Below are 20,860 nucleotides of genomic sequence, written 5' to 3'. Positions count from 1 at the left end.
GGCAGCACTATGGCAGCAAACGCTACGGACACCCGCCCCGAGGCGCGGGACCTGGACGGCGAAGCACCTTCCGGGTCTGAATCCCTGACCTTCGCCAAGGCACTCAACGCCGCGCTCGCCGACGAAATGGCTGCCGATGCGTCGGTGGTGGTCTTCGGCGAGGATGTAGGGCCGCTCGGAGGGGTCTTCCGGATCACCGACGGGCTGACGGCACGGTTCGGAACAGGCCGCTGCTTCGACACTCCGCTGGCCGAGTCCGGGATCATGGGCATGGCAGTCGGCATGGCGATGAACGGACTGCGGCCGGTGGTGGAAATGCAGTTTGACGCCTTCGCCTATCCCGCCTTCGAGCAGGTGGTCAGCCACGTCGCGAAGATGTCCAACCGGACGCGCGGGAAGGTGAAGCTGCCCATGGTGATCCGCATTCCGTACGCCGGTGGAATTGGCGGAGTGGAGCACCACTGCGATTCCTCGGAGGCCTACTACGCACACACTCCGGGCCTGACCGTCGTCGCGCCGGCAACCGTGGCCGATGCCTACTCCCTGCTGCGCGCCGCCATCCGGCTGAATGATCCGGTGGTGTTCCTGGAGCCGAAGAAGCTTTATTGGAGCAAGGAAACGGTGGACCTTGCCGCCCTGCGGCAGGCAGCCGATGAGGCAGTACGCACAGGCCGGGAGGTTCCGGGAGGCATCGGTACAGCTGCGGTGGCACGCACCGGAACGGATGCGACGCTGGTCGCCTACGGTCCGTCGGTGTCGACGGCACTGGCTGCCGCGGCAGCCGCCGAGGCCGAGGGACGGTCCCTGGAAGTCATCGACCTGCGGTCGATTGTCCCGTACGACGACGCCACCGTGGACGAGTCGGTCCGGCGCACCGGGCGGGCAGTGGTTATTGCCGAAGCCCCCGGTTTCGCTTCCGTGGCCGCTGAAATCGTTGCCCGTATCCAGGAACGCTGCTTCCATTCCCTTGCTGCCCCGGTGCTGAGGGTGACCGGGTTCGATGTTCCGTATCCGGCACCGAAGCTGGAGCACTGGTACCTGCCCGGGGTGGACCGGATCCTGGACGCCGTGGATGAGCTGCAGTGGGACGAGCCCGCAGCTGAAAACGAAGGAACGGGCAGCATGGAAGCCGGCAGCTTGGAAACCCGCAGTTCCCCGCGATCCGGCAGTTCGGAGGCCCGACGATGAGCGTGCGTACCTTCCTGTTGCCGGACCTGGGCGAAGGACTGACGGAAGCCGAGCTGGTGAATTGGCTCGTGGCTGAAGGAGACACGGTGGTCGTCGACCAGCCTGTGGCGGAGGTGGAAACCGCCAAATCCCTGGTCGAGGTTCCGTCGCCGTTTGCCGGCACGATTGCCCAGCTGCACGGTGAGGCCGGCGACAGCATCGACGTCGGGCGTCCACTGATCTCGGTGGAGACCTCGGCCGCAGCACCCGAAACGTCTGTGACGGCGGCGGTTCCTGAAGCGGGTGTTGGGGCATCGGCGGAGGGAGAGGCGTACCGGCAGGAAGAGAGGGCCGGGTCTGGGAATGTGCTCATCGGTTACGGGACCCCGGAATCCGGCTTAGCACCCCGGCGCACCCGCGCACCCCGCCGGCGGATGGCGGCGCCTGCTGCCCCGGTTGCGGCGGTCCCGGTCCGGCCCGAAGCTCCGCGGTGCGTTTCCCCGCTGGTCCGCAGGATGGCCCGCGATGCCGGAGTGAAGCTGACGGATCTTTCCGGGACCGGTCCCGAGGGGTTGATCCTCCGGCGCGACGTCGAGGCCGAGGTGGCCAGCCGGGCAGCGGCTACCGCACGGGTGGCCGAGGGCGTCCAGAGCGGGGTGGCCCAGGTTGAGGTGGCCCAGCGTGAGGTGGTCGAGGGCGAGGTGGTTGAGGCAGCCGGCCGGGCTGCCCGGGACGCCGCGGAGACACGAGCCGTCCGGGCTGCCCGAGACGTCCGGGACATCCGGGACGTCCGGGACATACGAGATGTCCGGACGGGGCTCGGCGTCATCTCGCGCACGCCCGTCCGGGGAGTCCGGCGCACGATTGCCGCGAACCTGAGCCGGAGCCGGAGTCTTATACCGGAAGCAACCGTCTGGGTGGATGTGGATGCGACGCCCCTCATGGAGCTGCGTGATGTCCTGTCGGAGCAGCGGCAGGACGTACCCTCGTTGCTGGCCTTCCTGGCGCGGTTCACGCTCGCCGGTCTCGCCCTATTCCCGGCGCTCAACACCCGCTTCGTGGCCGCGGGGGACAGCTCCGGGAGCCCGGCTGAGGGGGAAGAACACGAAGCTGCGATTGAGGCTTTCGACGGCATCAACCTTGGCATCGCTGTCCAGACCGGGCGCGGGCTGATGGTTCCCTCCGTCCGGCGGGCAGACGCCCTGTCCACACGGGACCTGGATGCAGAGATCCGCCGCCTCACCACCGCTGCACAGGACGGCAGGGCTACCCCGGAGGAGCTTTCCTCGGGCACCTTTACCCTGAATAACTACGGTGTCTACGGCGTGGACGGAAGCGCCGCGATCATCAATTATCCCGAGTCGGCCATCCTCGGCGTGGGACGCATCATTGACAAGCCGTGGGTCGTCTCCGGCCAGCTTGCCGTCCGGAAAGTCACCCAGCTGACCCTGGTGTTCGACCACCGCGTGTGCGACGGCGCGACCGCCGGCGGTTTCCTGCGCTACGTTGCCGACGCCGTCGAAAACCCTGGCCGTGTCCTTGCGGACCTCTAATACGGGCCGGGAGCAATCACCCGCGATAGGTTGGAGACCGGCCAGCGAAAGGAAAGCCGACATGACTGAAACACCGCAGCACGTCACGGGCCAGCTCGGCTGGCAGGAGGTGGCGCCCCGGGTATGGGTGCGCTCCAACGCTGCCTTCGCCGTGAATACCGGGCTAGTGATCGGGGACGAACGTGCCCTGCTTATTGACACCGGTGCCGGGCCGGGCATGGCGCAGGAGATCTACGACGCTGTGCGGGCACTCACCGATCTGCCGCTGACAGCAGTTAACACGCATGCGCATTTCGACCATTACTTCGGCAACGCCCTGCTGCTTGCCAAGGGTGCGGAGGACATCTGGGCAACCGCCGGCTGCGCCGCCAGCATCCGTGAAAACGGAAACAGCCACCGGCCCCAGGCCGCCGATGCGGAACCGGAAATGGCTGCAGCCATGGGGGCCCACACGGAAATTGCCGAGCCCACGAAACTGGTGGAGGACGTTCCCGTTGACCTGGATCTGGGCGGTATCTCCGTGACGCTCTTCCAGCTGGGCCGCGGCCACACGGACCATGATCTGCTGGTGGGAGCCGGCGATGTGCTCTTCACCGGTGACCTGGTGGAACAAGGCGCAGATCCGGCCTTTGAAGATTCCTTCCCCAAGGACTGGATCCGGACCCTGGGGAAAGTCGCCTCCCTGGAAGATTTGTACACGGTCTTCGTTCCGGGGCACGGGCGACCCGTCACGGTCGACTTCGTGACCACCCAGATGAACAAGATGCGCACCGCCGTCGCCGTCACCCGCAGCGCCATGGACCAGGCGTCCGTGGACATGACGAAAGCCATCCCCATCCTGCCGTACGGTCCGGACCAGTCCCGGGCGCTGCTCACCCGGCTGCGGACCCTGGCCCGGTGGAAATGGCTCCGGAAATAGGCCTGAAGTCGTCCGGAGATAGACCTGAAGTAGCCCGGACCGGAAGCAGGCGCGGTCAGCGATAGTCTGGGGCCGTGCCAGCGGACGATTTCAGCCTTCGGAAAATAGCCATCCCGGCGTACGGTCCCACCCTCCTCTACGGGCTGGCGACCGGAGCCATCCTGCCGGTGATCGCGCTCAGCGCCCGTGGCCTCGGTGCCACTGTGGCCCTTGCCGCCCTCGTTATCACGCTTACCGGCGTGGGCTCTCTGCTGACGAATGTCCCGGCGACCATCGTGACCACGCGTTTCGGGGAAAAATGGGCCCTTGTCGCTGCTTCCGCCTGGTCCGCGCTGGCTATGGTCCTCGCGGCCTCGGTCCCGGTGCTGTGGGTTTTTGCGGTGGCGGTGTTTATGGTCGGGATGGCCGGATCGGTGTTCGGACTGGCCCGGCAAAGCTACCTGACGGAGGCCGTGCCCGTGCATTTCCGGGCCCGGGCACTGTCCACGCTCGGCGGGGTGAACCGGATCGGTGTGTTCATCGGGCCCTTCGCGGCTGCGGGAGCAATCCATTTCTTTGGTACCACGGGCGCCTACTGGGTGGGGGCCCTGGCTGCCGTCGGGGCAGGGATCCTCAGCTTCCAAGTGCCGGACCTGGCCGTCCGTTCCGGGCGAGGGGCAGGACAGGGAGTGAAACCCCTGGACTCCGCCCCGGCGCCCACCGTGCGGTCCATCCTGCGCAGCCATGCACGGGTGTTCCGGACCATTGGGATAGGGGTGCTGCTGATAGCAGCCGTCCGGGCCACCCGGCAGGCCGTGATTCCGCTCTGGGGCCAGCACATTGGTCTCGATCCCACCTCCACGGCACTGATCTACGGGCTTTCCGGTGCCATCGACATGTTGATCTTCTACCCCGCAGGCAAGGCCATGGACCTCTGGGGGAGACGCTCGGTGGCGGTGCCCTGCATGCTGATCATGGGATTGGGCCTCGCGCTGCTGCCGCTGGCCTCCGGGGCCACCGGTCTGCTCCTTGCTGCGCTGCTGATTGGGTTCGGCAACGGTATCGGATCCGGAATCGTGATGACTCTCGGCGCGGACTTCTCACCCTCTCCGGGACGTCCGCAGTTCCTCGGGATCTGGCGGCTGCTGGCGGATATCGGGACCATGGGTGGGCCCGGCATCCTCTCGGCCGTCACCGCTCTCGTGTCCCTCTCGGCGGGCATCTGGGCGACAGCCGGACTGGGACTGCTGGGTGCCGTTGTGCTCTGGCTCTGGGTTCCCGGACGGAAAGCCACCGGCAATCCGGCCGGCGTACGCGAAGTGCGTTAGCGCCGGGCAGGATCTCCGGCCTGCTGGCTGAAGAGCCAGCAGGCGAGGGCGCTGACCAGGTAGCCGACGCCGACAATCAGGGCCAGTCCCGCCCAGAAGTACAGCGGCGCGGAGGTGGTCAGTGCCGTCGGATCCCAGCGGGCATAGAAGTACAGGCCCAGGCTTGCCGCCGTGGCGAGCACTCCCGGGACGGCGCAGAGCAGGGCAACAGCCTTGGCGGAGCCCTGCGCCGCGCCCTTGGCCGGCCATCGGTTCCATTCAGGATTCGTCCGCATCATGACCAGGCCGCCCACGAGTGTCCATGCCGCGACCACGAGCAGCGAGGCGACGACGTCGGCGGGCCGGTGCCAGAGGTTCAGGAAGGTGGCTGCACCTGCGAGCACCGCGTAGCTGCCGCCAAAGAGCGCGGTCAGCGGCCGCCAACGCGGCGAGGCAAGCAGGAACACAGCGGCAGCGGCAGAGGCCGCGAGCGTGGTGTGGCCGGACGGAAGCGAGTTGAAATCCAGGGTCACCACCCCGCGGTCGGGCCGGTCCAGCACGGTCCGTTTCAACAGCTGGCTGCTGACATTGGCGGCCGCGAACGTGCCCAGGGCAATCACTGCCGGCGAAATCCGGTGCCGCAGGATGGACACGAACACCACCACAATCACCGCGATGAACACCGAGATCAGCGGCAGGTTGTCCAGGAAGGCGAGCACCGGCCGGCCGGTTCCCGGGGCAATGAGCTCGGCTTCCTTGAAGGCCGACTCATCGGCGAGCTGGCCAATCGTGGTGCGGACAAAAAACCAATAGGTTGCGGCAACGCCGGCAGCACAGAGAAGCGCGGCAAAAAGGAAGAGCGCCGGATTATGCGCAGCCGGTCGTTGGGCACGGGAGCGCTGTGCCAGCAAGTTGCGAGTATCCATTGGTTCCAGATTGCCACATGATCATGATCGTTTCCTGTTTGCCCAGACAGCCCAGGCGGCATGCGGGCGGCAACGCGTAGGCTGGCAGGGTGCCCCAGACCCCCGAACTGACTGACCTCCTGGCCGGAGCCCGCGTGGTTTCCCTCCCGATGCGGGTAAAGTTCCGCGGCATTCTGCACCGCGAAGCCCTGCTGGTTGAGGGTCCGGCCGGCTGGGGCGAGTTTTCGCCCTTCCCCGAATACTCCGATGCCGAAGCCGCGCCCTGGCTTGCCTCCGCACTGGAAGCGGCATGGCAGGGCTACCCCGAACCTCTCCGTCGCTCGATTCCCGTGAACGGAACGGTGCCCGCCGTAGCGGTCGACCAGGTCGAGGGCGTGCTGGCCCGTTTCGGGGCCGTATCCGCAGTGAAGGTGAAGGTTGCCGAAGCCGGCCAGACTCCTCAGGAAGACCTGGCCCGGGTGGCCGAAGTCCGCCGGCTGCTGCCCGACGCCGGTATCCGCGTGGACGCCAACGCGGGCTGGGACCTTCGCACCGCCGTCGAAACACTGACCCTGCTGGCCGAAGCCGGACTGGAATACGCCGAACAGCCGGTCGCCGGCATCGATGGGCTGCGTGCCGTCCGGACCGAGCTGCGCCGCCGCGGGATCCCGGTGCTGATCGCCGCCGATGAGAGTGTCCGCAAGGAATCCGATCCCCTGAAGGTCGCCCGGGAGGACGCCGCAGACCTGATCATCATCAAGGCCGCCCCCTTGGGCGGGGTGCGCCGGGCTGTGCAGATTGTGGCGCAGGCCGGGCTGCCAGCAGTGGTCAGTTCCGCCATCGACACCTCGGTGGGGATCCGCACCGGAGTCGCGCTGGCCGCGGCCCTGCCGGAGCTTCCCTACGCCTGCGGGCTGGGCACACTTTCGTTGATGGCAGGGGACGTGACCGAGGAGTCCCTGCTGCCCGACGGCGGCGCTCTGGCCGTGCGGGACGTACCGGTGTCCGGGGAACTGCTGGAACGGTTCGCGGCCCCGCCGGAGCGCACGCAGTGGTGGCTGGACCGGCTGGAACGGGTGTACGAACTGGTGGAATAGGCGCGGCTAGGTGTGACGGGGACTTCGCCAGGGTGGGAAATCCGTGGGATTGGGCCGGCTACGGGCCTGATGCCCGGAACCCTAGGATGGAAAGGTGACTGGAACCTCGAACGCCCCCACCCCGTCTTCCGCCGACCTGACTGCGCTCCAGGCAGCCCGCTCCGCCGTTGCCGCCCTGGCTTCCGCCGGAGTGCGTGATGTCGTCCTCGCTCCCGGATCCCGCAGCGCTCCGCTGGCCTATGCGTTGGCCGAAGCCGAACTGCAGGACCGGATGCGGGTCCACGTGCGGATCGATGAACGGGTTGCCGGGTTCACGGCCCTCGGCCTGGCCCGCGGAGGCCGGCGTCCCGCGGCCGTGGTGACGACGTCGGGCACCGCCGTCGGCGAACTGATGCCCGCTGTCATGGAAGCGCACCACGGCGGCGTCCCGCTGGTGGTCCTCTCGGCCGACCGTCCCGCAGAACTGCACGGCACCGGCGCGAACCAGACCACCGTGCAGCCGGGAATCTTCGCCGGTTTCCCCATGGCTTCCGCCGATGTGGAGGCAGGGACCGATCCCGCCGGGCCGATTTCCGCAGCGCTGGCCGGGCTCGGTGACGCCATGCCGGTAGGGCCGGTCCACGTGAACCTCCAGTTCCGTGATCCGTTGACCCCCGGGGAGTCGGATCCGCTGTTCCTGGAGTCCGCGGCGGACCGCACGGCGCTGCCCGCGCCGGCGTCGTTCCCGGATCGGGTCCCGGCAACCGATCCGCCAATTCCCGGGACGCACCGCACTGTGGTGGTGGCGGGCGACGGCGCCGGGGAGCTTGCGGCACTGTTCGCGCTGCGTGCCGGGCTTCCGCTGCTGGCCGAGCCGTCCTCCAACGCCCGTTTTGGTCCCAATGCAGTGGGCGCCTACCGCCTGCTGCTGCCGGAACTGGGTCCGAGGATTGAACGCGTTGTGGTGTTTGGCCGGCCCACGCTCTCCCGGCCGGTAGCGGCGCTGCTGGCACGTACCGACGTCGAGAAGGCCCTGTATCTGCCCCGGCCGGTGAACTGGTTCGCTCCGGGCCGGCGTCCGGAAACCATCATCAGCGACATCCCCGGACTCTTCGAATTCGCCGGCACCGGTGCACCCGGCTGGCTCGAGGAGTGGCGCAACGCATCCGAGGCTGCTCTGAACACCCTGACCAACCTGCTGGAGCAGCAGGACCAGCTGACCGGGCTGCAGGTGGCGGACCTGGTCTGGGACGCTGCGGATGCGAACCTTGTGCTTGGCTCCTCCAACGTGATCCGGGACATGGACCTGGTCGCCTCCCCAGGCTGGCATCCGCTGGACGTATACGCCAACCGCGGGCTCGCCGGGATCGACGGAACGATTTCCACGGCAACGGGCATCGCGCTGGCGAACGGCATTCCGACCCGGCTGCTGCTGGGGGACCTCACCTTCCTGCACGACGCCGGTGCCCTGCTCCTGGGTGATGGGGAGACCGAGCCTGATCTGCAGATCGTGGTGTTGAACGACGGCGGAGGCGGCATCTTTTCGGTGCTGGAACACGGAGCACTGGGGGAGGATCCGCGGTATGCGGCACTGGTGGAACGCTTCTTCGGAACACCGCACCGCGCAGACCTCGCCGGGTTGTGCCGCGGTTATGGAGTGCGCCATCAACTGATCCGGTCTGCGGATGAACTCGAAGCTGCGTTGGCGGAACCGGTCAATGGGCGCTCGGTACTGGAAGTCTGCACCGCGCGGGAAACGCTGCGCGGCCTGCACCGTCAGGTCCAGAGCGCTGTGACGGCAGCGCTGGGGAAATAACGGGCGGCTGGGAGCGCTGCGGAGAGGCGACGGCCGGAGCGGCGACGAGAGGAGCTGCGCCGGAGCCGCGGAGATGCTGCCCAGACAAGGGCTGCTGCGGCCTATACGTCCCGCCTGGCTGAAGCGTAGCCTCGCTGCATGGCTACACCGCTCGATGCCCTGCCGAAGGTTGGAGCCCCTGCGGCCCGCGCCTTGACCGGGGCAGGTTATGACTCACTTCGCCAGCTGGCCGGCGTCCCGCGGGAGCAGCTTGCTTCGCTCCATGGCATGGGTCCGAAGGCGCTTCGCATCGTAGAACAGTCCCTGGCCGAACACGGACTCGCACTGGGCTGAAGCGGAGACACCCGGGGCGTTTGGACACCTTAGGGTGTTTGGACGCCTTGGAAACCCGGACACAACTGTGGAGCCCCTGAAACCCGTGAAACCCTGCCTCCGAAACGCAGCGCGGCCCGCACCAGAAGGTGCGGGCCGTGCCGACGGAACATCACTGGTCTCCGCGGGCCTGACACAGGACAGGGCCCACGGTCCAAGGGAACCGGTTTAGAGAACCTTCGAGAGGAACGCCCGTGTGCGTTCGTGCTGCGGGTTGCCCAGGACATCCTCGGGACGTCCCTGCTCCACCACTACGCCGCCGTCCATAAAGACCACACGGTCGCCTACTTCGCGGGCGAAGCCCATCTCGTGGGTCACCACCATCATGGTCATGCCTTCTTCGGCCAGCTGGCGCATTACGGCAAGCACATCGCCAACCAGCTCCGGGTCCAGGGCGCTGGTGGGCTCGTCGAAGAGCATCATGTCGGGGTCCATGGACAGCGCGCGGGCAATGGCCACACGCTGCTGCTGGCCGCCGGACAGCTGGGCGGGGAACGCGGTGGCGCGGTCCTCCAGACCAACCTTGGCGAGGTTCTTCATGGCGACCTTGGACGCCTCTTCCTGACCGCGCTTTTTCGCCCGGCGCTGCGCCAGGGTCAGGTTGCGCAGCACATTCAGGTGCGGGAAGAGGTTGAACTGCTGGAAAACCATGCCGATCCGGGTACGGACCTTGTCCAGGTCCGTGTCGGGATGGGTGATGTCCACGCCTTCCACCAGGACGGTGCCGCTGGTGGGCTCCTCCAAGCGGTTGACGCAGCGCAGCAGGGTGGACTTGCCGGAACCGGAGGGGCCGATCACACAGACCACCTCACCCTGGTCCACATGGAAGTCGATGCCCTTCAGCACCTCGTTGCTTCCGAAGGACTTGTGAAGGTTACGGACCTCGATGGCAGGGGCGTTGGTGTTCGGAACGCTCATGGCTGCTACCTGCCTCTCTGGTTGTGTCGTTCAAGCTTTGCCACCAGCTGGGTCAGCGGCAGCGTAATGATCAGGTACATCAGTGCGGCGAGCACCAGCGGAGTGGCGTTCGCGGTCTGGGAGACGGAGTCCCGTGCAAAGGTGGTCAGCTCGCGGTCCTGCAGGGCCATGCCGGCGATGAAGAGCAGGGAGGTGTCCTTGATCAGGATGACGAGCTCGTTGGTCAGCGGCGGCGTGATGATCCGGAACGCCTGGGGCAGGGTCACGGAGATCATGGTCCAGGCCGGACCCATGCCGAGGGACCGGGCGGCCTCGGCCTGGCCGGAAGGTACTGCCTGGATGCCGGCGCGGATTGTCTCGGCAATGTACGCACCGGACACGATGATCAGGGCGAGGAGCCCGGCGCCGGCGCTGCCTCCCGGCGGACGCCAGTCAAAGGCAATGGGGACGGCAAAGGCGAAACCAAAGATCACCAGCAGGGCCGGCAGTCCGCGGAAAAGTTCAATGTAGGCCGTGGCGGCCCAGCGGTACGGAGCGACGGGGGAGAGCTTCATCAGGGCCAGCAGCAGGCCCAGCAGGAGCCCGCCGGCGAAAGCGATGATGGTGTAGATAATCGTGTTTTTGACCGCCACCGTAACGATGGTGGGGAAAGCCTCACGGGCCACCTCGGCGTCGAAGAAGTTCTCACCGATAGCTTCCCAGTCGGCAGCCAGGACTACGGCTACCAGCGCGATGACAAAAACGGCATACAGGACGCCCCGGAACAGGCGTCTGCGGGTGGAGGGTTTCAAAGTGGGGGCCTTCCGGGGAAGAAAAGGGGTCGTCCCGGGCGCCCGGCCCGGGACGACGCAGTGGTCTAGGCGTTATTCGGTGAAGTACTTGTCGTAGATCTCCTGGTATTTGCCGTTGTCGCGCATCTCTGTGAGCTGCTCGTTGACGGCGGAGATGAGTTCGGTGTTGTCCTTGTCCATGGCGAAGCCGTAGGACTCATCGGTCTCATACTCTTCGGCGATGGTGAAGTCACCATCCTCCGTGTGTCCAATGTTCACCGGCAGGTCCTGGAGCACAGCGTCGACGTTACCGGACTGAATGGCCGGGAACAGTTCGCCGTCTGAGGGGAAGGAGACGATCTCAGCGTCCGGAGCGTTCTCCCGCGCGTACGCTTCGCCTGTCGTGCCCTGCTGGACGCCGAGCTTCTTTCCGCTCAGGTCAGCGATGGTTTTGATATCAGAATCCGCCGGGACCAGCAGGGACTGCAGCGAGTCATAGTACGGATCCGCAAAGCCCATGGCCTCTTCGCGTTCCGGCGTGATGGTGATGGCACTTGCTTCGAGGTCGCACTGGCCCGCAGCCAGCACGGTGCCGCTGGCAATGCCCTCGAATCCAACGTCCTGGACTGCCAGTTCAAGGTCCAGGCCCGTTGCGATCTCCTTGACCAGGTCCATGTCGAAACCGGTGTATTCACCGTTTTCTTCATACTCGAACGGAACGAACGGGATGTCCGAGCAGACCGTCAGGGTGCCTTCTGAAACCAGATCAAAACCGTTGGCGGAGTCGTCGGAGGCTCCGGCGTCGTCGCCACCACAGGCGGTCAGGGAGAGGGCGCCGATGGTTAGAAAGGTGAGGGCAGCGGTGCGGGCTTTGTGCGGCATTGGTATACAACCTAACGTCGGACGGTGTGAGAGGACTCACCCGTAGCTTGGTATTGGGAAGCAGTCTAGAGCGTACTCAGTACATATTTCGGCAACATGTCCGCGGGCTCCGGCCGCCGCCCGTGCCCGGCGGATGCCGTGCTGAGGGCCTGCTGCTGCCTGCGCCTACTTCGTGAAGAACCGGTCATGGAGCTCCTGGTATTTCCCATTCTCCCGCAGTGCAGCAAGCTGTTCATTCACCTTCGCGACCAGTTCCTCGCTGCCGTCCTTCTTCATGGCAAAGCCGTAGGACTCACCTGTCTCGAAGGTGGCTGAAATCCGGAACTTGCCATCCTCGGTGTGGTCCAGGTTTACGGCGTGGTCCTGCAGGACCGCGTCGATGTTTCCGGCCTGGATGGCCTGGAAAAGCTCGGCATCGGTTTGGAAGGACATGATTTCCGCGTCGCCGGCATTTTCCCGTGCATAGGTTTCGCCGGTGGTGCCCTGCTGGATGCCTATCTTCTTGCCCTTCAGATCCGCAAGGGAGGCAACCGGTGAATCGGCAGGAACGAGCAGGGTCTGCGGCGAGTCATAGTACGGGTCGGAGAAAGCCAGTTTGTCGGCACGTTCCTCAGTGATGGACATGGCCGCAGCTATGAGGTCACACTGACGGGCCGCGAGCACGGTACCGCTCTGGAGGCCGTCGAAGCCAACATTCTGGATCTCATGCTCCAGGCCCATGCCCTTGGCGATCTCGCGGGTGAGCTCAATGTCGAATCCGGTGTATTCCCCGTCCACGACGTATTCGAAGGGCTTGAAGGGAACATTCGAGCAAACCGTGAGGGAACCCTCGTTGACCGTGGCAAGGCCGGATTCGTCAGCTGAGGTGGAGTCGCCACAGGCGGTAAGGGCGAGTGCCCCGACAGCCAGGAGGGCAGCAACGGTGGTACGGACTTTATGCGGCATGGGAATTCAGACCTTTGGTCGGCAGGAATAGATCAAGCCGCAGGCGGAAACCAACCGTCTCCAGAGCGGCATCAGGCGGAAAGGCCCGTGAGGGCCACTTCCGAGTTTCTATTCTACCCACTGTAAATTTATGCAAAGGACCATACGGTTATGCAACCGGTCCCGGGAGGGACATCAGTGGTGGCTCAGAACCCTGCCGGCGATGCGGCGAAGTCGGGAATACGCTGCGCCCTGGCGACGGGCCGGCCGAGGCCAAGGGCCTCAAGCATCGGCCGGAACTTGCTCCAGGTTTCCTCTAGTTCCGCCGCAGGATTGGAGCCGGCGACAATTCCACAGCCTGCATAGAGCCGCACATCGGTGGGACTTTCGATCACCGCACCGCGCAGGGCGATGCCCCACTCGCCGTTTCCGGCGGCATCCATCCAGCCCACCGGTCCTGCATACGGGCCGCGGTCCATGTGTTCAAGTTCACTAATCAGTTCGCCCGCAACGCTGGTCGGGAACCCGCAGACGGCCGCGGTGGGGTGCAGTGCTTCCACCAGCGTCAGCGGTGTAGGAATCAGGCCGCCTTCGTCGGGAGCGAGCGCGGCCCGGACATCCGAGGCGAGATGCCACACATTGGGCAGCTCGAGGACAAACGGCTCCGTGTGGGAAGTCATCGAAGAAGTGAAAGGCTCCAGGGAGCGGGTGAGCGAATCGATGGCGATCTGGTGTTCGTGCTGCTGCTTATCGGACCCCGCCAGCACCCGCTGGGCGTAGTCCGGATCATCTTCGGGTGCCGTTGCACGGTCCAGGGTGCCGGCCAGCACCCGGGCCTCGGCGGTTCCGTTCCGGACCCGGATCAGCATCTCCGGGGTGGAGCCGATCAGTCCATCCACGGAGTACGTCCAGCAGTCGCGGTAACGTACGGCCAGTTCACGCAGTACCTGCGAGGAGACCACCGGGCTGCCCAGCTTCACGGCAATGTCGCGGGCCAGGACAATCTTGCTGAGATCTCCGGCGGCGACGTGGGCCACGGAGCGTGCCACGGCGTTCTTCCACTCGGACTCGCTCAGCATGCCCGGCAGCACCCGGTCCGACGCATCACTTTCGCGGTAGACCGGCAGATCCTCCAGGTAGCGGGCCAGTGCCGCCTTCGCCGTCTCGGCATTGAGGTCGGCGTCGGGATCGGCGGTGGTGTACGTTACCCAGCCCTCGCCGTCGCGCAGTCCCACGATAATTTCGGGAATCACCAGCCGGGATTCAAAGGGGGAACGTTTGGAGAAGGCAAAGGAGCCAAAGGCGACGACGCCGGTGCCGGGGGCTGCCAGGGGGTCTTCGACCTCGGCTTCCGCCAGGATGGACCGCCACCACTGCTGTGCACGGGCAAAGCGCTCGGGGCCGCTGGAGGTGAAACGGGCGGCTTCTCCGAAGCCGACAAGTCCTTCCTGGCGCCGGATCCAGCACAGCTGCTCGTCGAGAACCAGATACTCCAGGAGACCCATGGCGGCGGAAAGCTCACCGACGGGCACTGTCACAGAACGCAGGGTGGTCATAGTGCTTCCACAGTACTCCGCCGCCGGTGCAGGCCGGATATCGGGCCCCGGGGCTGAGAGCAACACGACAAGGGACGCCCGGTTCGGTGGCCCCTGCATTGTTTGAGACAATGACAGAGTGAACCGCGCATCGTTGGAAAAACGCCCGGATGAAGTTGCTGCCATGTTTGACGACGTGGCACCTAAATACGACGTCGTGAACGACGTGCTGTCCCTGGGACAGACACGCCGCTGGCGCCGTGTTGTGGTGGACGCCGTGGGGGCCGTGCCCGGACAGCGGGTCCTGGACCTGGCCGCCGGCACCGGTACCTCAAGCGAGCCCTATGCCGATGCAGGGATCGACGTCGTTGCCTGCGACTTCTCGCTTGGCATGCTCAAGGTAGGCAAGCGCCGGCGTCCCGACATTGACTTCGTGGCCGGCGATGCCACCAACCTGCCGTTCGAGGACAACTCCTTTGACGCCTCCACCATTTCCTTCGGCCTGCGTAACGTCAACGAGCCGAAGAAGGCCCTGGCGGAAATGCTCCGGGTAACCAAGCCCGGCGGACGCCTCGTCATTGCTGAATTCTCCTCCCCGGTGGTTCCGGTGTGGCGCACCATGTACACCGAGTACCTGATGCGTGCCCTGCCGTCGATCGCACGCAAGGTTGCCTCCAACCCGGATGCGTACGTCTATCTGGCTGAATCCATCCGGGCCTGGCCGAACCAGGACGGCCTTGCATCGTGGATCGCCGAAACCGGCTGGCAGGATGTGGCCTACCGGAACCTCACCGGCGGAATCGTCGCCGTGCACCGCGCCGTCAAGCCCGGAGGACAGCCGGCAAAGTGAAGGTCCTTATTGTCGGTGCCGGTCCCGCCGGCTCCACAGCCGCGTACTACCTCGCCTCTGCCGGAGTGGACGTCACCGTTCTCGAGAAGACTGCTTTCCCGCGGGAAAAGGTCTGCGGCGACGGCCTGACTCCCCGTGCGGTGCGCGAAATCCAGTTCCTTGGGCTGCCGCACGAAGAGGCTGAAGGGTGGCGCCGGAACAAGGGACTGCGCCTGATCGCCGGCGGCCGGACCCTTGAGCTGCCGTGGCCGGTGCTTTCGGACTTCCCGGACTACGGCCTGATCCGCACCCGACTCGGTTTCGACGAGGCCCTGGCCCGCCACGCGCAGGCTGCTGGAGCGAAAATCCTTGAGCGGCATACGGTGGTCTCCGCAATCCGTGCGGACGACGGACGGGTGGAAGGCGCCGTCGCCAACGTGTTGGACGAAAACGGAAGGCGTACCGGCGAACGGCGGGAGTTCTTTGCCGACGTCGTGCTGGCTGCTGACGGAAATTCCAGCCGCACAGCCTTGAGTCTGGGCATCGAAAAGCGCGACGACCGTCCCATGGGCGTGGCCGTGCGCACCTACTTTGAGAGCCCCCGCACCAATGACGAGTGGATGGAAGGCTGGCTGGAACTTCCCGACGCCGCCGGCAATCCGCTGCCCGGCTACGGCTGGGTCTTCGGCGTCGGCGACGGAACCTCCAACGTGGGCCTGGGCATCCTGAACTCCTCCAAGGAATTCGGGAAGCTGGACTACCGCAAGGTCCTGCGCGACTGGACTGCGGGCATGCCCGCAGAGTGGGGTTTCACTCCCGAGAACCAAGTGGGCGAAATCCGCGGTGCAGCTCTGCCCATGGGCTTCAACCGCACTCCGCACTATTCACCCGGGCTGCTTCTGCTCGGTGATGCGGGCGGCATGGTCAGCCCCTTCAACGGCGAAGGCATCTCCTACGCCATGGAATCGGCTCGGTTTGCCGCCGAACACATCATCGAGGGCGAAGGCGCTGCCCTCACGCCCGGCCTGCTTACGTCCCGTGCCGCGTTCGACGGCGAGCTGCGCGGCTATGCAGGGCACGTGCGGGAAGAGTGGGGCAGCCACTTCACCCTCGGCCGTATCTTTGCCTCCATGATCGGCCGTCCTGCAATCATGAAACTGGCTCTCCGCACCGGGATGCCCATTCCGGTGCTGATGCGGTTTGTGGTGCGTATGCTCGCGAACCTCACGGACCGCAGCTCCAAAGGCATAGAGGATAGAGTTATTGCCTTACTGGAAATGCTGGTTCCTGCGGCAAGCAACCAGGGAACGCCGGGGACCTCCCGGCAATCCGCGCAGCTGCCGTGACGCTAGATGCCTGTTGTCCACCCGTTCCGACAAATAGTTAGTCTTGAACAGTGACTGAATCCACCAACACCAGCCCGGAGACCGCGCCGAGCACTTCCGCCCTGCCGCCGGGGTTCGCTCTGCTGGCGGAGGACCCGAGGCTGGGCCCGTCGATGGCCGCGTCCCTGGAGCAGGTGGAACTGCGGCTGCGTGAAGCTGTCGCCAATTCCGATCCCTTTGCCGATGTCACGTCCCGGCACCTCGTGGAGGCCGGCGGGAAGCGCATCCGTCCGCTCCTGACCCTGCTTGCGTCCCATCTCGGTGCGGAGGATGCGCCCGAGAAGGTCATCCAGTCGGCAGTGGTTGTTGAGCTGACGCACCTTGCCACGCTCTACCACGACGACGTGATGGATGAGGCTCCGTACCGCCGCGGAGCACCGACTGCGCACGAGATCTGGGGCAACTCGGTGGCTGTACTGACCGGCGACCTGATCTTTGCCCGTGCGTCGAGCCTCGTTTCCGCCCTCGGGGGTCCGGCCCTGGCTATTCAGGCCCACACCTTTGAGCGGCTGTGCCTGGGCCAGCTGCATGAAACCGTCGGCCCTGCGGAGGGCCAGGATCCGCTGGAACACTACCTGTCCGTAATTGCGGACAAAACCGGGTCGCTGATTTCCGCCTCCGGCCAGTTCGGTGCCCTGTTCTCCGGTGCCGGCCAGGACGTCATCGACATCATGGTCGAATACGGCGAGAAGGTGGGTATTGCCTTCCAGCTCGCCGACGACGTCATCGACGTCACCGGCATGCAGGTCAAGTCCGGGAAAACGCCCGGCACGGACCTGCGTGAAGGCGTCCCCACGCTGCCCGTACTGCTGCTGCGCCGCGCTGCGGCCGGAGGAGACACGGACGCTGCTGCGGTGCTGGAACTGGTGGACCGTGACCTCAGCTCGGATGAGGCTCTGGCGGAAGCCGTAGCCGCCCTGCGCAGCAGTCCGGTGACCCAGGATGCATGGGAAGTGGCACGCGGCTGGTCCGAAGACGCCGTGGCTGCCCTCGCACCGCTGCCGGACTCCGTAGTGAAGGAAGCCCTCGCCGCGTTCGCCCGGGCTGTAGTCAACCGCGAGGTCTGACGGTCTGTTGCCGGGCTGCCGCCAGCGCGGCCCTCATTGTCCTGCGCACCAAGGGCCGCCAGATGCCGCGCCTGCCAGCTGCGCAGGAGAGTGTCCTGCCTACAGGACGGCGCGCAGCTCCGCTGCTTTGCGTGCCCGGACAGCGGGCGGCACGATGGGGCGCTTAGGCGTGAAGTACAGGCCGTCGTCGGTCCAGCGCGGAAGCACATGCTGGTGGTAGTGCCAGACGTGCTGGCTGCCGGCAGGTTCGTTGTGCTGCCGGGTGGTGACGCCGTCGGGATTCCAGGCCTTCTTGATGGCTACGGCCATGTCCCGGGTCACCAGCATGATCCGCGCTGCGACGTCGTCGGGCAGCTCATAGAGCAGCTCGTAGTGCGCGCGGGGGGTGACCAGCACGTGTCCGGGTTCCGGGTCGAAGCCGTGGGAGGCGATGAACGCTAGCACCAGGTCATCGGAGTAGATCAGATCCCCGGGCTCGCACAGATTGCCGGGGTAGCGGAACTCCCCGGATGCCATGTCGCAGAACGGACATTCATAGCCGTCCGGTGCGTGGCTTTTCCAGGTTTCTTCGCGGAAAGCGTCCTTCATCGAAGGCTTAGTCCTCGTCTTCGTCCTCTTCGAAAACCCACTCGAACATGTCCAGGACATACTCGCTGAGGGTGCCTTCCTCGCTCTGCCAGTCACCGCGTGCGTTGTTGCGGCGCCAGACTATGGGGTCCGGAACGTCCAACTGATCCGCACGGATGCCCCAAACGAACTTCTCGTCCTCATCCTCGAGGAAAAGCAGGTAACCGTCTTCGATCTCGAGCTCGTCCGGATCCCAGAAGAAGTGGAAGGCCTCCATCAGGTCCTCGCAGCCTCCGAGAGCGAGATAGAACTCACGCAGTACCAGCGGGATGTTGAAATCGTGGGCAGCGAGCATCGAATCGAGCTCCTGCTCGGGGATGCCGTCTTCTTCCCGCCAGTTGTCCTCAAGGTACTTGGGGACCAGGGCGCGGAATCGATCCAGGAAAATTTCACTCATGTGGTCTCCAAGCGTGCGTTGAGTGGATGTATTCCAATCCTAGCCGGGACACGGACGGGGTCCGGACGCGGTCGGGCTCCCGGAGTCCGCATGGAGCGTGCGGGAGTTCCCGACCATGTCTGCCGTGGCGCCAGGTTTGGTGCCCTCTGCGGGCTAGGGCAGACGCGTGGCCAGTCCGGGATAGTCGATCACGGTGCCGTCCGCGTCTACGGTGAGTTCGGCGGTAAACCCGCCGTGGGCTGAACTGTAGAGGACGACGGCGGGTCCGGCGTCGGGCGAGAAAGGCCGGACCTGGGAATAGACCTGCCTGCTGGGCAGCACCCGCAGGCTGGGCATCTCCACCCAGGCCATCGTGAGCTGTGTTTCGTCCGGGGGAGCGGACTCGTTGAGCAAGTCCAGCCGCAGGATCGGCATGGTGTTGGTCAGCGGGCACAGTCCGAGGTCGCAGTCCTGGGCTTCGTCGAGGGTGCGCGGGTCCGCAATCCCCGGCGCGGGCAGGTCCGTGAGGCCGGAGACTGTTGTCTCGGCGCTCCACCGCCCCTCGGCGCTGCGTTCAAGGTGCAGGGACCTGGACCAGCCTTTGCCCGTCACCTGTACCGTCAGCCGCCGGGTGACCCAGCCGGGGATCGTGGACAGGGTCCACGACGCGCGGTATTCCGGTGCGACCGAGGTGCCGGCGGCAGCAAGCTCCCGGTCCCGGAAGGACACCACTGCCGTATCCATGCGGTCCGGATCATCCTCTCCCTGCCAGCGGATGGTCCTGGCCTTCGCGGTGGTAGTCATCCCTACAGGTTAACTGCCCAGATGACGTACATTCGGCGCAAGGTACAGGTGTACCGGCTCGGCGGAGGCCGTGTCTCGTGTAAGAGACGATGGATGTGATCCACGCAGCGCAGTAGGTTTAGCCGTAATCGGGTTCGTACCCGCCCGCCGCGAAAGGACATCCGGAATGGCCGAGATACTGCAGAACTTCATCAATGGAGGGTTTGTGCCGTCCAAGGGTCCCGAAGTGCTGGACATCGTGAATCCGGCCAACGGCGACGTTGTTGCCGTGTCACCGGTCTCCGTGCAGGCGGACGTCGATGCCGCCATGGATGCTGCCGCTGCGGCGTTCCGGACCTGGAAGCGGACCACTCCAAGCGAACGGCAGCGGATGCTGCTCCGCCTGGCGGACGCTCTCGAGGCTAATTCCGGCGAACTGGTCGAAGCGCAGCACCGCAACACCGGCCAGGTGCGCTCCCTGATTGCCGCAGAGGAAGTAGCTGTAGGGGCAGACCAGCTGCGCTTCTTTGCGGGCGCAGCCAGGGTCCTTGAGGGAAAGTCCGCGGGAGAGTACATGGAAGGGTTCACGTCCTTCATCCGCCGCGAGCCGATCGGCGTCGTCGCGCAGGTGGCCCCGTGGAACTATCCGCTGCTCATGGCTGTGTGGAAAATCGGCCCCGCGCTCGCGGCGGGCAACACCGTGGTGCTCAAGCCTTCGGACACCACCCCGGAATCCACCCTGGTCCTGGCCCGGCTTGCGGGGGAGATCTTCCCGGCCGGGGTGCTCAACGTGGTCCTGGGCACGGGGGATACCGGTGCCCTGATGGTCGAACACCCTGTGCCCGGGCTGGTCTCCATCACCGGGTCCGTCCGTGCCGGTATTGCCGTGGCCTCCGGCGCCGCCAAAATGCTCAAGCGGTCCCACCTGGAACTGGGCGGCAAGGCGCCGGCAGTCGTTTTCGCGGATGCTGACCTGGACCGGACCGCCACCGCCGTCGCCGAATTTGCGTTCTTCAATGCCGGCCAGGACTGTACGGCCATCACCCGTGTGCTGGTGGAGGACTCCGTGCACGACGCTTTGGTGGAGAAACTCGTGGCCGCTGCCAAGGAACTGAAAACCGGCAGCGACAACGACGAGGAGAACTACTTCGGTCCACTGAACAACATCAACCACTTCAACGCGGTCAACGCCGTGATCGAAGCGCTGCCTGCCCACTGCCGCGTGGAAACCGGGGGCCGGAGAGCCGGGTCGAGGGGCTTTTTCTTTGAGCCCACCGTCATCACCGGCGCCCGGCAGGACGATGACGTGGTGCAGAAGGAGACCTTCGGTCCGGTGATCACGGTGCAGAAATTCGATACGGAGGAGCAGGCCGTGGACATGGCCAACGATGTTGAATACGCCCTCGCCTCGAGCGTCTGGACCACCAACCACGGCCGCGCTATGCGGCTGTCCCGGGACCTCGATTTTGGAGCCGTCTGGATTAATACGCACATCATGCTCACCGCCGAGATGCCGCACGGCGGGTTCAAGAGTTCCGGCTATGGCAAGGACCTCTCCATGTACGGGGTGGAGGACTACACCCGCATCAAGCACGTGATGAGCGCACTCGATGCTTAGCGGTGCACCTGTCCCGGTTTCTTCCTTTCTTCCGCAGCAGCACCGAGAGGCA

The 20,860-nt window shown here is 65.6% G+C and carries 20 protein-coding genes; 11 read left to right on the top strand and 9 right to left on the bottom strand.

Annotated elements, in window-relative coordinates; genetic code table 11:
- The first annotated feature begins 9 nt into the window (after nucleotides 1–9).
- The 4 genes from QNO10_RS11920 (at nucleotide 10) to QNO10_RS11905 (ending at nucleotide 4,946) form a co-directional block, all read left to right on the top strand.
- Nucleotides 10–1,188, top strand: coding sequence for an alpha-ketoacid dehydrogenase subunit beta (locus QNO10_RS11920; protein ID WP_229947066.1), 1,179 nt, complete (start codon nucleotides 10–12; stop codon nucleotides 1,186–1,188).
- Nucleotides 1,185–2,720, top strand: a complete 1,536-nt coding sequence (locus tag QNO10_RS11915; RefSeq protein WP_229947067.1) for a dihydrolipoamide acetyltransferase family protein — start codon at nucleotides 1,185–1,187, stop codon at nucleotides 2,718–2,720. The genes QNO10_RS11920 and QNO10_RS11915 overlap by 4 nt, the downstream gene beginning before the upstream one ends.
- Nucleotides 2,721–2,781: 61 nt before the next feature.
- Nucleotides 2,782–3,639: an MBL fold metallo-hydrolase gene (locus QNO10_RS11910; protein ID WP_229947069.1), complete on the top strand. Its 858-nt coding sequence runs from the start codon at nucleotides 2,782–2,784 to the stop codon at nucleotides 3,637–3,639.
- Nucleotides 3,640–3,713: 74 nt separating this feature from the next.
- A complete protein-coding gene (locus tag QNO10_RS11905) occupies nucleotides 3,714–4,946 on the top strand; it encodes an MFS transporter (protein WP_229947072.1) in 1,233 nt (410 codons plus the stop codon).
- Here QNO10_RS11905 and QNO10_RS11900 read toward each other — a convergent pair.
- Entirely contained in the window at nucleotides 4,943–5,851 is a 909-nt protein-coding gene (locus tag QNO10_RS11900) for a phosphatase PAP2 family protein (RefSeq protein ID WP_229947075.1), read from the bottom strand. The genes QNO10_RS11905 and QNO10_RS11900 overlap by 4 nt on opposite strands.
- 89 nt (nucleotides 5,852–5,940) lie before the next feature.
- Between QNO10_RS11900 and QNO10_RS11895 the strand changes: the two genes are divergently transcribed.
- The 3 genes from QNO10_RS11895 (at nucleotide 5,941) to QNO10_RS11885 (ending at nucleotide 9,055) form a co-directional block, all read left to right on the top strand.
- On the top strand, nucleotides 5,941–6,927 hold the full coding sequence (locus QNO10_RS11895; RefSeq protein WP_283995860.1) for an o-succinylbenzoate synthase: 987 nt from the start codon (nucleotides 5,941–5,943) through the stop codon (nucleotides 6,925–6,927).
- 94 nt (nucleotides 6,928–7,021) lie between these two features.
- A complete protein-coding gene (gene menD / locus QNO10_RS11890; protein ID WP_229947076.1) occupies nucleotides 7,022–8,722 on the top strand; it encodes a 2-succinyl-5-enolpyruvyl-6-hydroxy-3-cyclohexene-1-carboxylic-acid synthase in 1,701 nt (566 codons plus the stop codon).
- Between the two features lie 138 nt (nucleotides 8,723–8,860).
- Nucleotides 8,861–9,055 carry a helix-hairpin-helix domain-containing protein gene (locus tag QNO10_RS11885; protein ID WP_229947078.1) on the top strand — a complete coding sequence of 65 codons (195 nt, stop codon included), beginning with the start codon at nucleotides 8,861–8,863 and terminating at the stop codon, nucleotides 9,053–9,055.
- A 207-nt stretch (nucleotides 9,056–9,262) separates the two neighbouring features.
- Here QNO10_RS11885 and QNO10_RS11880 read toward each other — a convergent pair whose 3' ends face one another.
- The 5 genes from QNO10_RS11880 to QNO10_RS11860 form a co-directional block, all read right to left on the bottom strand.
- Nucleotides 9,263–10,012, bottom strand: a complete 750-nt coding sequence (locus QNO10_RS11880) for an amino acid ABC transporter ATP-binding protein (RefSeq protein WP_229947080.1) — start codon at nucleotides 10,010–10,012, stop codon at nucleotides 9,263–9,265.
- Nucleotides 10,013–10,017: 5 nt separating this feature from the next.
- A complete protein-coding gene (locus QNO10_RS11875; RefSeq protein WP_229947082.1) occupies nucleotides 10,018–10,803 on the bottom strand; it encodes an amino acid ABC transporter permease in 786 nt (261 codons plus the stop codon).
- 72 nt (nucleotides 10,804–10,875) lie between these two features.
- The gene (locus tag QNO10_RS11870) at nucleotides 10,876–11,664 is read right to left on the bottom strand and encodes a basic amino acid ABC transporter substrate-binding protein (RefSeq protein WP_229947084.1); all 789 of its coding nucleotides are present in this window, start codon (nucleotides 11,662–11,664) and stop codon (nucleotides 10,876–10,878) included.
- A gap of 165 nt (nucleotides 11,665–11,829) precedes the next feature.
- The gene (locus QNO10_RS11865; protein WP_229947086.1) at nucleotides 11,830–12,609 is read right to left on the bottom strand and encodes a basic amino acid ABC transporter substrate-binding protein; all 780 of its coding nucleotides are present in this window, start codon (nucleotides 12,607–12,609) and stop codon (nucleotides 11,830–11,832) included.
- Nucleotides 12,610–12,794: 185 nt separating this feature from the next.
- The gene (locus QNO10_RS11860) at nucleotides 12,795–14,144 is read right to left on the bottom strand and encodes an isochorismate synthase (protein ID WP_229947108.1); all 1,350 of its coding nucleotides are present in this window, start codon (nucleotides 14,142–14,144) and stop codon (nucleotides 12,795–12,797) included.
- A gap of 118 nt (nucleotides 14,145–14,262) precedes the next feature.
- Between QNO10_RS11860 and QNO10_RS11855 the strand changes: the two genes are divergently transcribed.
- The 3 genes from QNO10_RS11855 to QNO10_RS11845 are packed head-to-tail and all read left to right on the top strand — an operon-like array spanning nucleotide 14,263 to nucleotide 17,404.
- A complete protein-coding gene (locus QNO10_RS11855) occupies nucleotides 14,263–14,973 on the top strand; it encodes a demethylmenaquinone methyltransferase (protein WP_229947110.1) in 711 nt (236 codons plus the stop codon).
- Nucleotides 14,970–16,298: a geranylgeranyl reductase family protein gene (locus QNO10_RS11850; protein ID WP_229947112.1), complete on the top strand. Its 1,329-nt coding sequence runs from the start codon at nucleotides 14,970–14,972 to the stop codon at nucleotides 16,296–16,298. Before QNO10_RS11855 ends, QNO10_RS11850 begins: the two co-directional genes overlap by 4 nt.
- 50 nt (nucleotides 16,299–16,348) lie before the next feature.
- Nucleotides 16,349–17,404, top strand: a complete 1,056-nt coding sequence (locus tag QNO10_RS11845; RefSeq protein ID WP_229947114.1) for a polyprenyl synthetase family protein — start codon at nucleotides 16,349–16,351, stop codon at nucleotides 17,402–17,404.
- 99 nt (nucleotides 17,405–17,503) lie between these two features.
- Here QNO10_RS11845 and QNO10_RS11840 read toward each other — a convergent pair whose 3' ends face one another.
- From QNO10_RS11840 to QNO10_RS11830, 3 genes are all read right to left on the bottom strand, one after another.
- Nucleotides 17,504–17,992, bottom strand: coding sequence for an HIT family protein (locus tag QNO10_RS11840; protein ID WP_229947116.1), 489 nt, complete (start codon nucleotides 17,990–17,992; stop codon nucleotides 17,504–17,506).
- 7 nt (nucleotides 17,993–17,999) lie between these two features.
- Nucleotides 18,000–18,428 carry a hypothetical protein gene (locus tag QNO10_RS11835; RefSeq protein ID WP_229947118.1) on the bottom strand — a complete coding sequence of 143 codons (429 nt, stop codon included), beginning with the start codon at nucleotides 18,426–18,428 and terminating at the stop codon, nucleotides 18,000–18,002.
- A 153-nt stretch (nucleotides 18,429–18,581) separates the two neighbouring features.
- Nucleotides 18,582–19,211, bottom strand: coding sequence for a putative glycolipid-binding domain-containing protein (locus QNO10_RS11830; RefSeq protein WP_229947119.1), 630 nt, complete (start codon nucleotides 19,209–19,211; stop codon nucleotides 18,582–18,584).
- 166 nt (nucleotides 19,212–19,377) lie between these two features.
- On the opposite strand from QNO10_RS11830, the gene QNO10_RS11825 reads away from it, so the two are divergent.
- On the top strand, nucleotides 19,378–20,808 hold the full coding sequence (locus QNO10_RS11825; RefSeq protein WP_229947120.1) for a gamma-aminobutyraldehyde dehydrogenase: 1,431 nt from the start codon (nucleotides 19,378–19,380) through the stop codon (nucleotides 20,806–20,808).
- Nucleotides 20,809–20,860 lie beyond the last annotated feature (52 nt).

The organism is Arthrobacter sp. zg-Y919 (genome assembly GCF_030142045.1).
Taxonomy (GTDB): Bacteria; Actinomycetota; Actinomycetes; order Actinomycetales; family Micrococcaceae; genus Arthrobacter_B.
This window is presented reverse-complemented; position numbering and strand designations above follow the sequence as displayed.

Excerpts from the sequence above, each read along its gene's own strand:
- QNO10_RS11825 (WP_229947120.1), top strand. The coding sequence starts at position 19,378 with ATGGCCGAGATACTGCAGAACTTCATCAATGGAGGGTTTGTGCCGTCC.
- QNO10_RS11865 (WP_229947086.1), bottom strand. The coding sequence starts at position 12,609 with ATGCCGCATAAAGTCCGTACCACCGTTGCTGCCCTCCTGGCTGTCGGG.
- QNO10_RS11885 (WP_229947078.1), top strand. The coding sequence starts at position 8,861 with ATGGCTACACCGCTCGATGCCCTGCCGAAGGTTGGAGCCCCTGCGGCC.
- QNO10_RS11900 (WP_229947075.1), bottom strand. The coding sequence starts at position 5,851 with ATGGATACTCGCAACTTGCTGGCACAGCGCTCCCGTGCCCAACGACCG.
- QNO10_RS11860 (WP_229947108.1), bottom strand. The coding sequence starts at position 14,144 with ATGACCACCCTGCGTTCTGTGACAGTGCCCGTCGGTGAGCTTTCCGCC.
- QNO10_RS11870 (WP_229947084.1), bottom strand. The coding sequence starts at position 11,664 with ATGCCGCACAAAGCCCGCACCGCTGCCCTCACCTTTCTAACCATCGGC.
- QNO10_RS11915 (WP_229947067.1), top strand. The coding sequence starts at position 1,185 with ATGAGCGTGCGTACCTTCCTGTTGCCGGACCTGGGCGAAGGACTGACG.
- QNO10_RS11835 (WP_229947118.1), bottom strand. The coding sequence starts at position 18,428 with ATGAGTGAAATTTTCCTGGATCGATTCCGCGCCCTGGTCCCCAAGTAC.
- QNO10_RS11830 (WP_229947119.1), bottom strand. The coding sequence starts at position 19,211 with ATGACTACCACCGCGAAGGCCAGGACCATCCGCTGGCAGGGAGAGGAT.
- QNO10_RS11910 (WP_229947069.1), top strand. The coding sequence starts at position 2,782 with ATGACTGAAACACCGCAGCACGTCACGGGCCAGCTCGGCTGGCAGGAG.
- QNO10_RS11840 (WP_229947116.1), bottom strand. The coding sequence starts at position 17,992 with ATGAAGGACGCTTTCCGCGAAGAAACCTGGAAAAGCCACGCACCGGAC.
- QNO10_RS11880 (WP_229947080.1), bottom strand. The coding sequence starts at position 10,012 with ATGAGCGTTCCGAACACCAACGCCCCTGCCATCGAGGTCCGTAACCTT.
- QNO10_RS11920 (WP_229947066.1), top strand. The coding sequence starts at position 10 with ATGGCAGCAAACGCTACGGACACCCGCCCCGAGGCGCGGGACCTGGAC.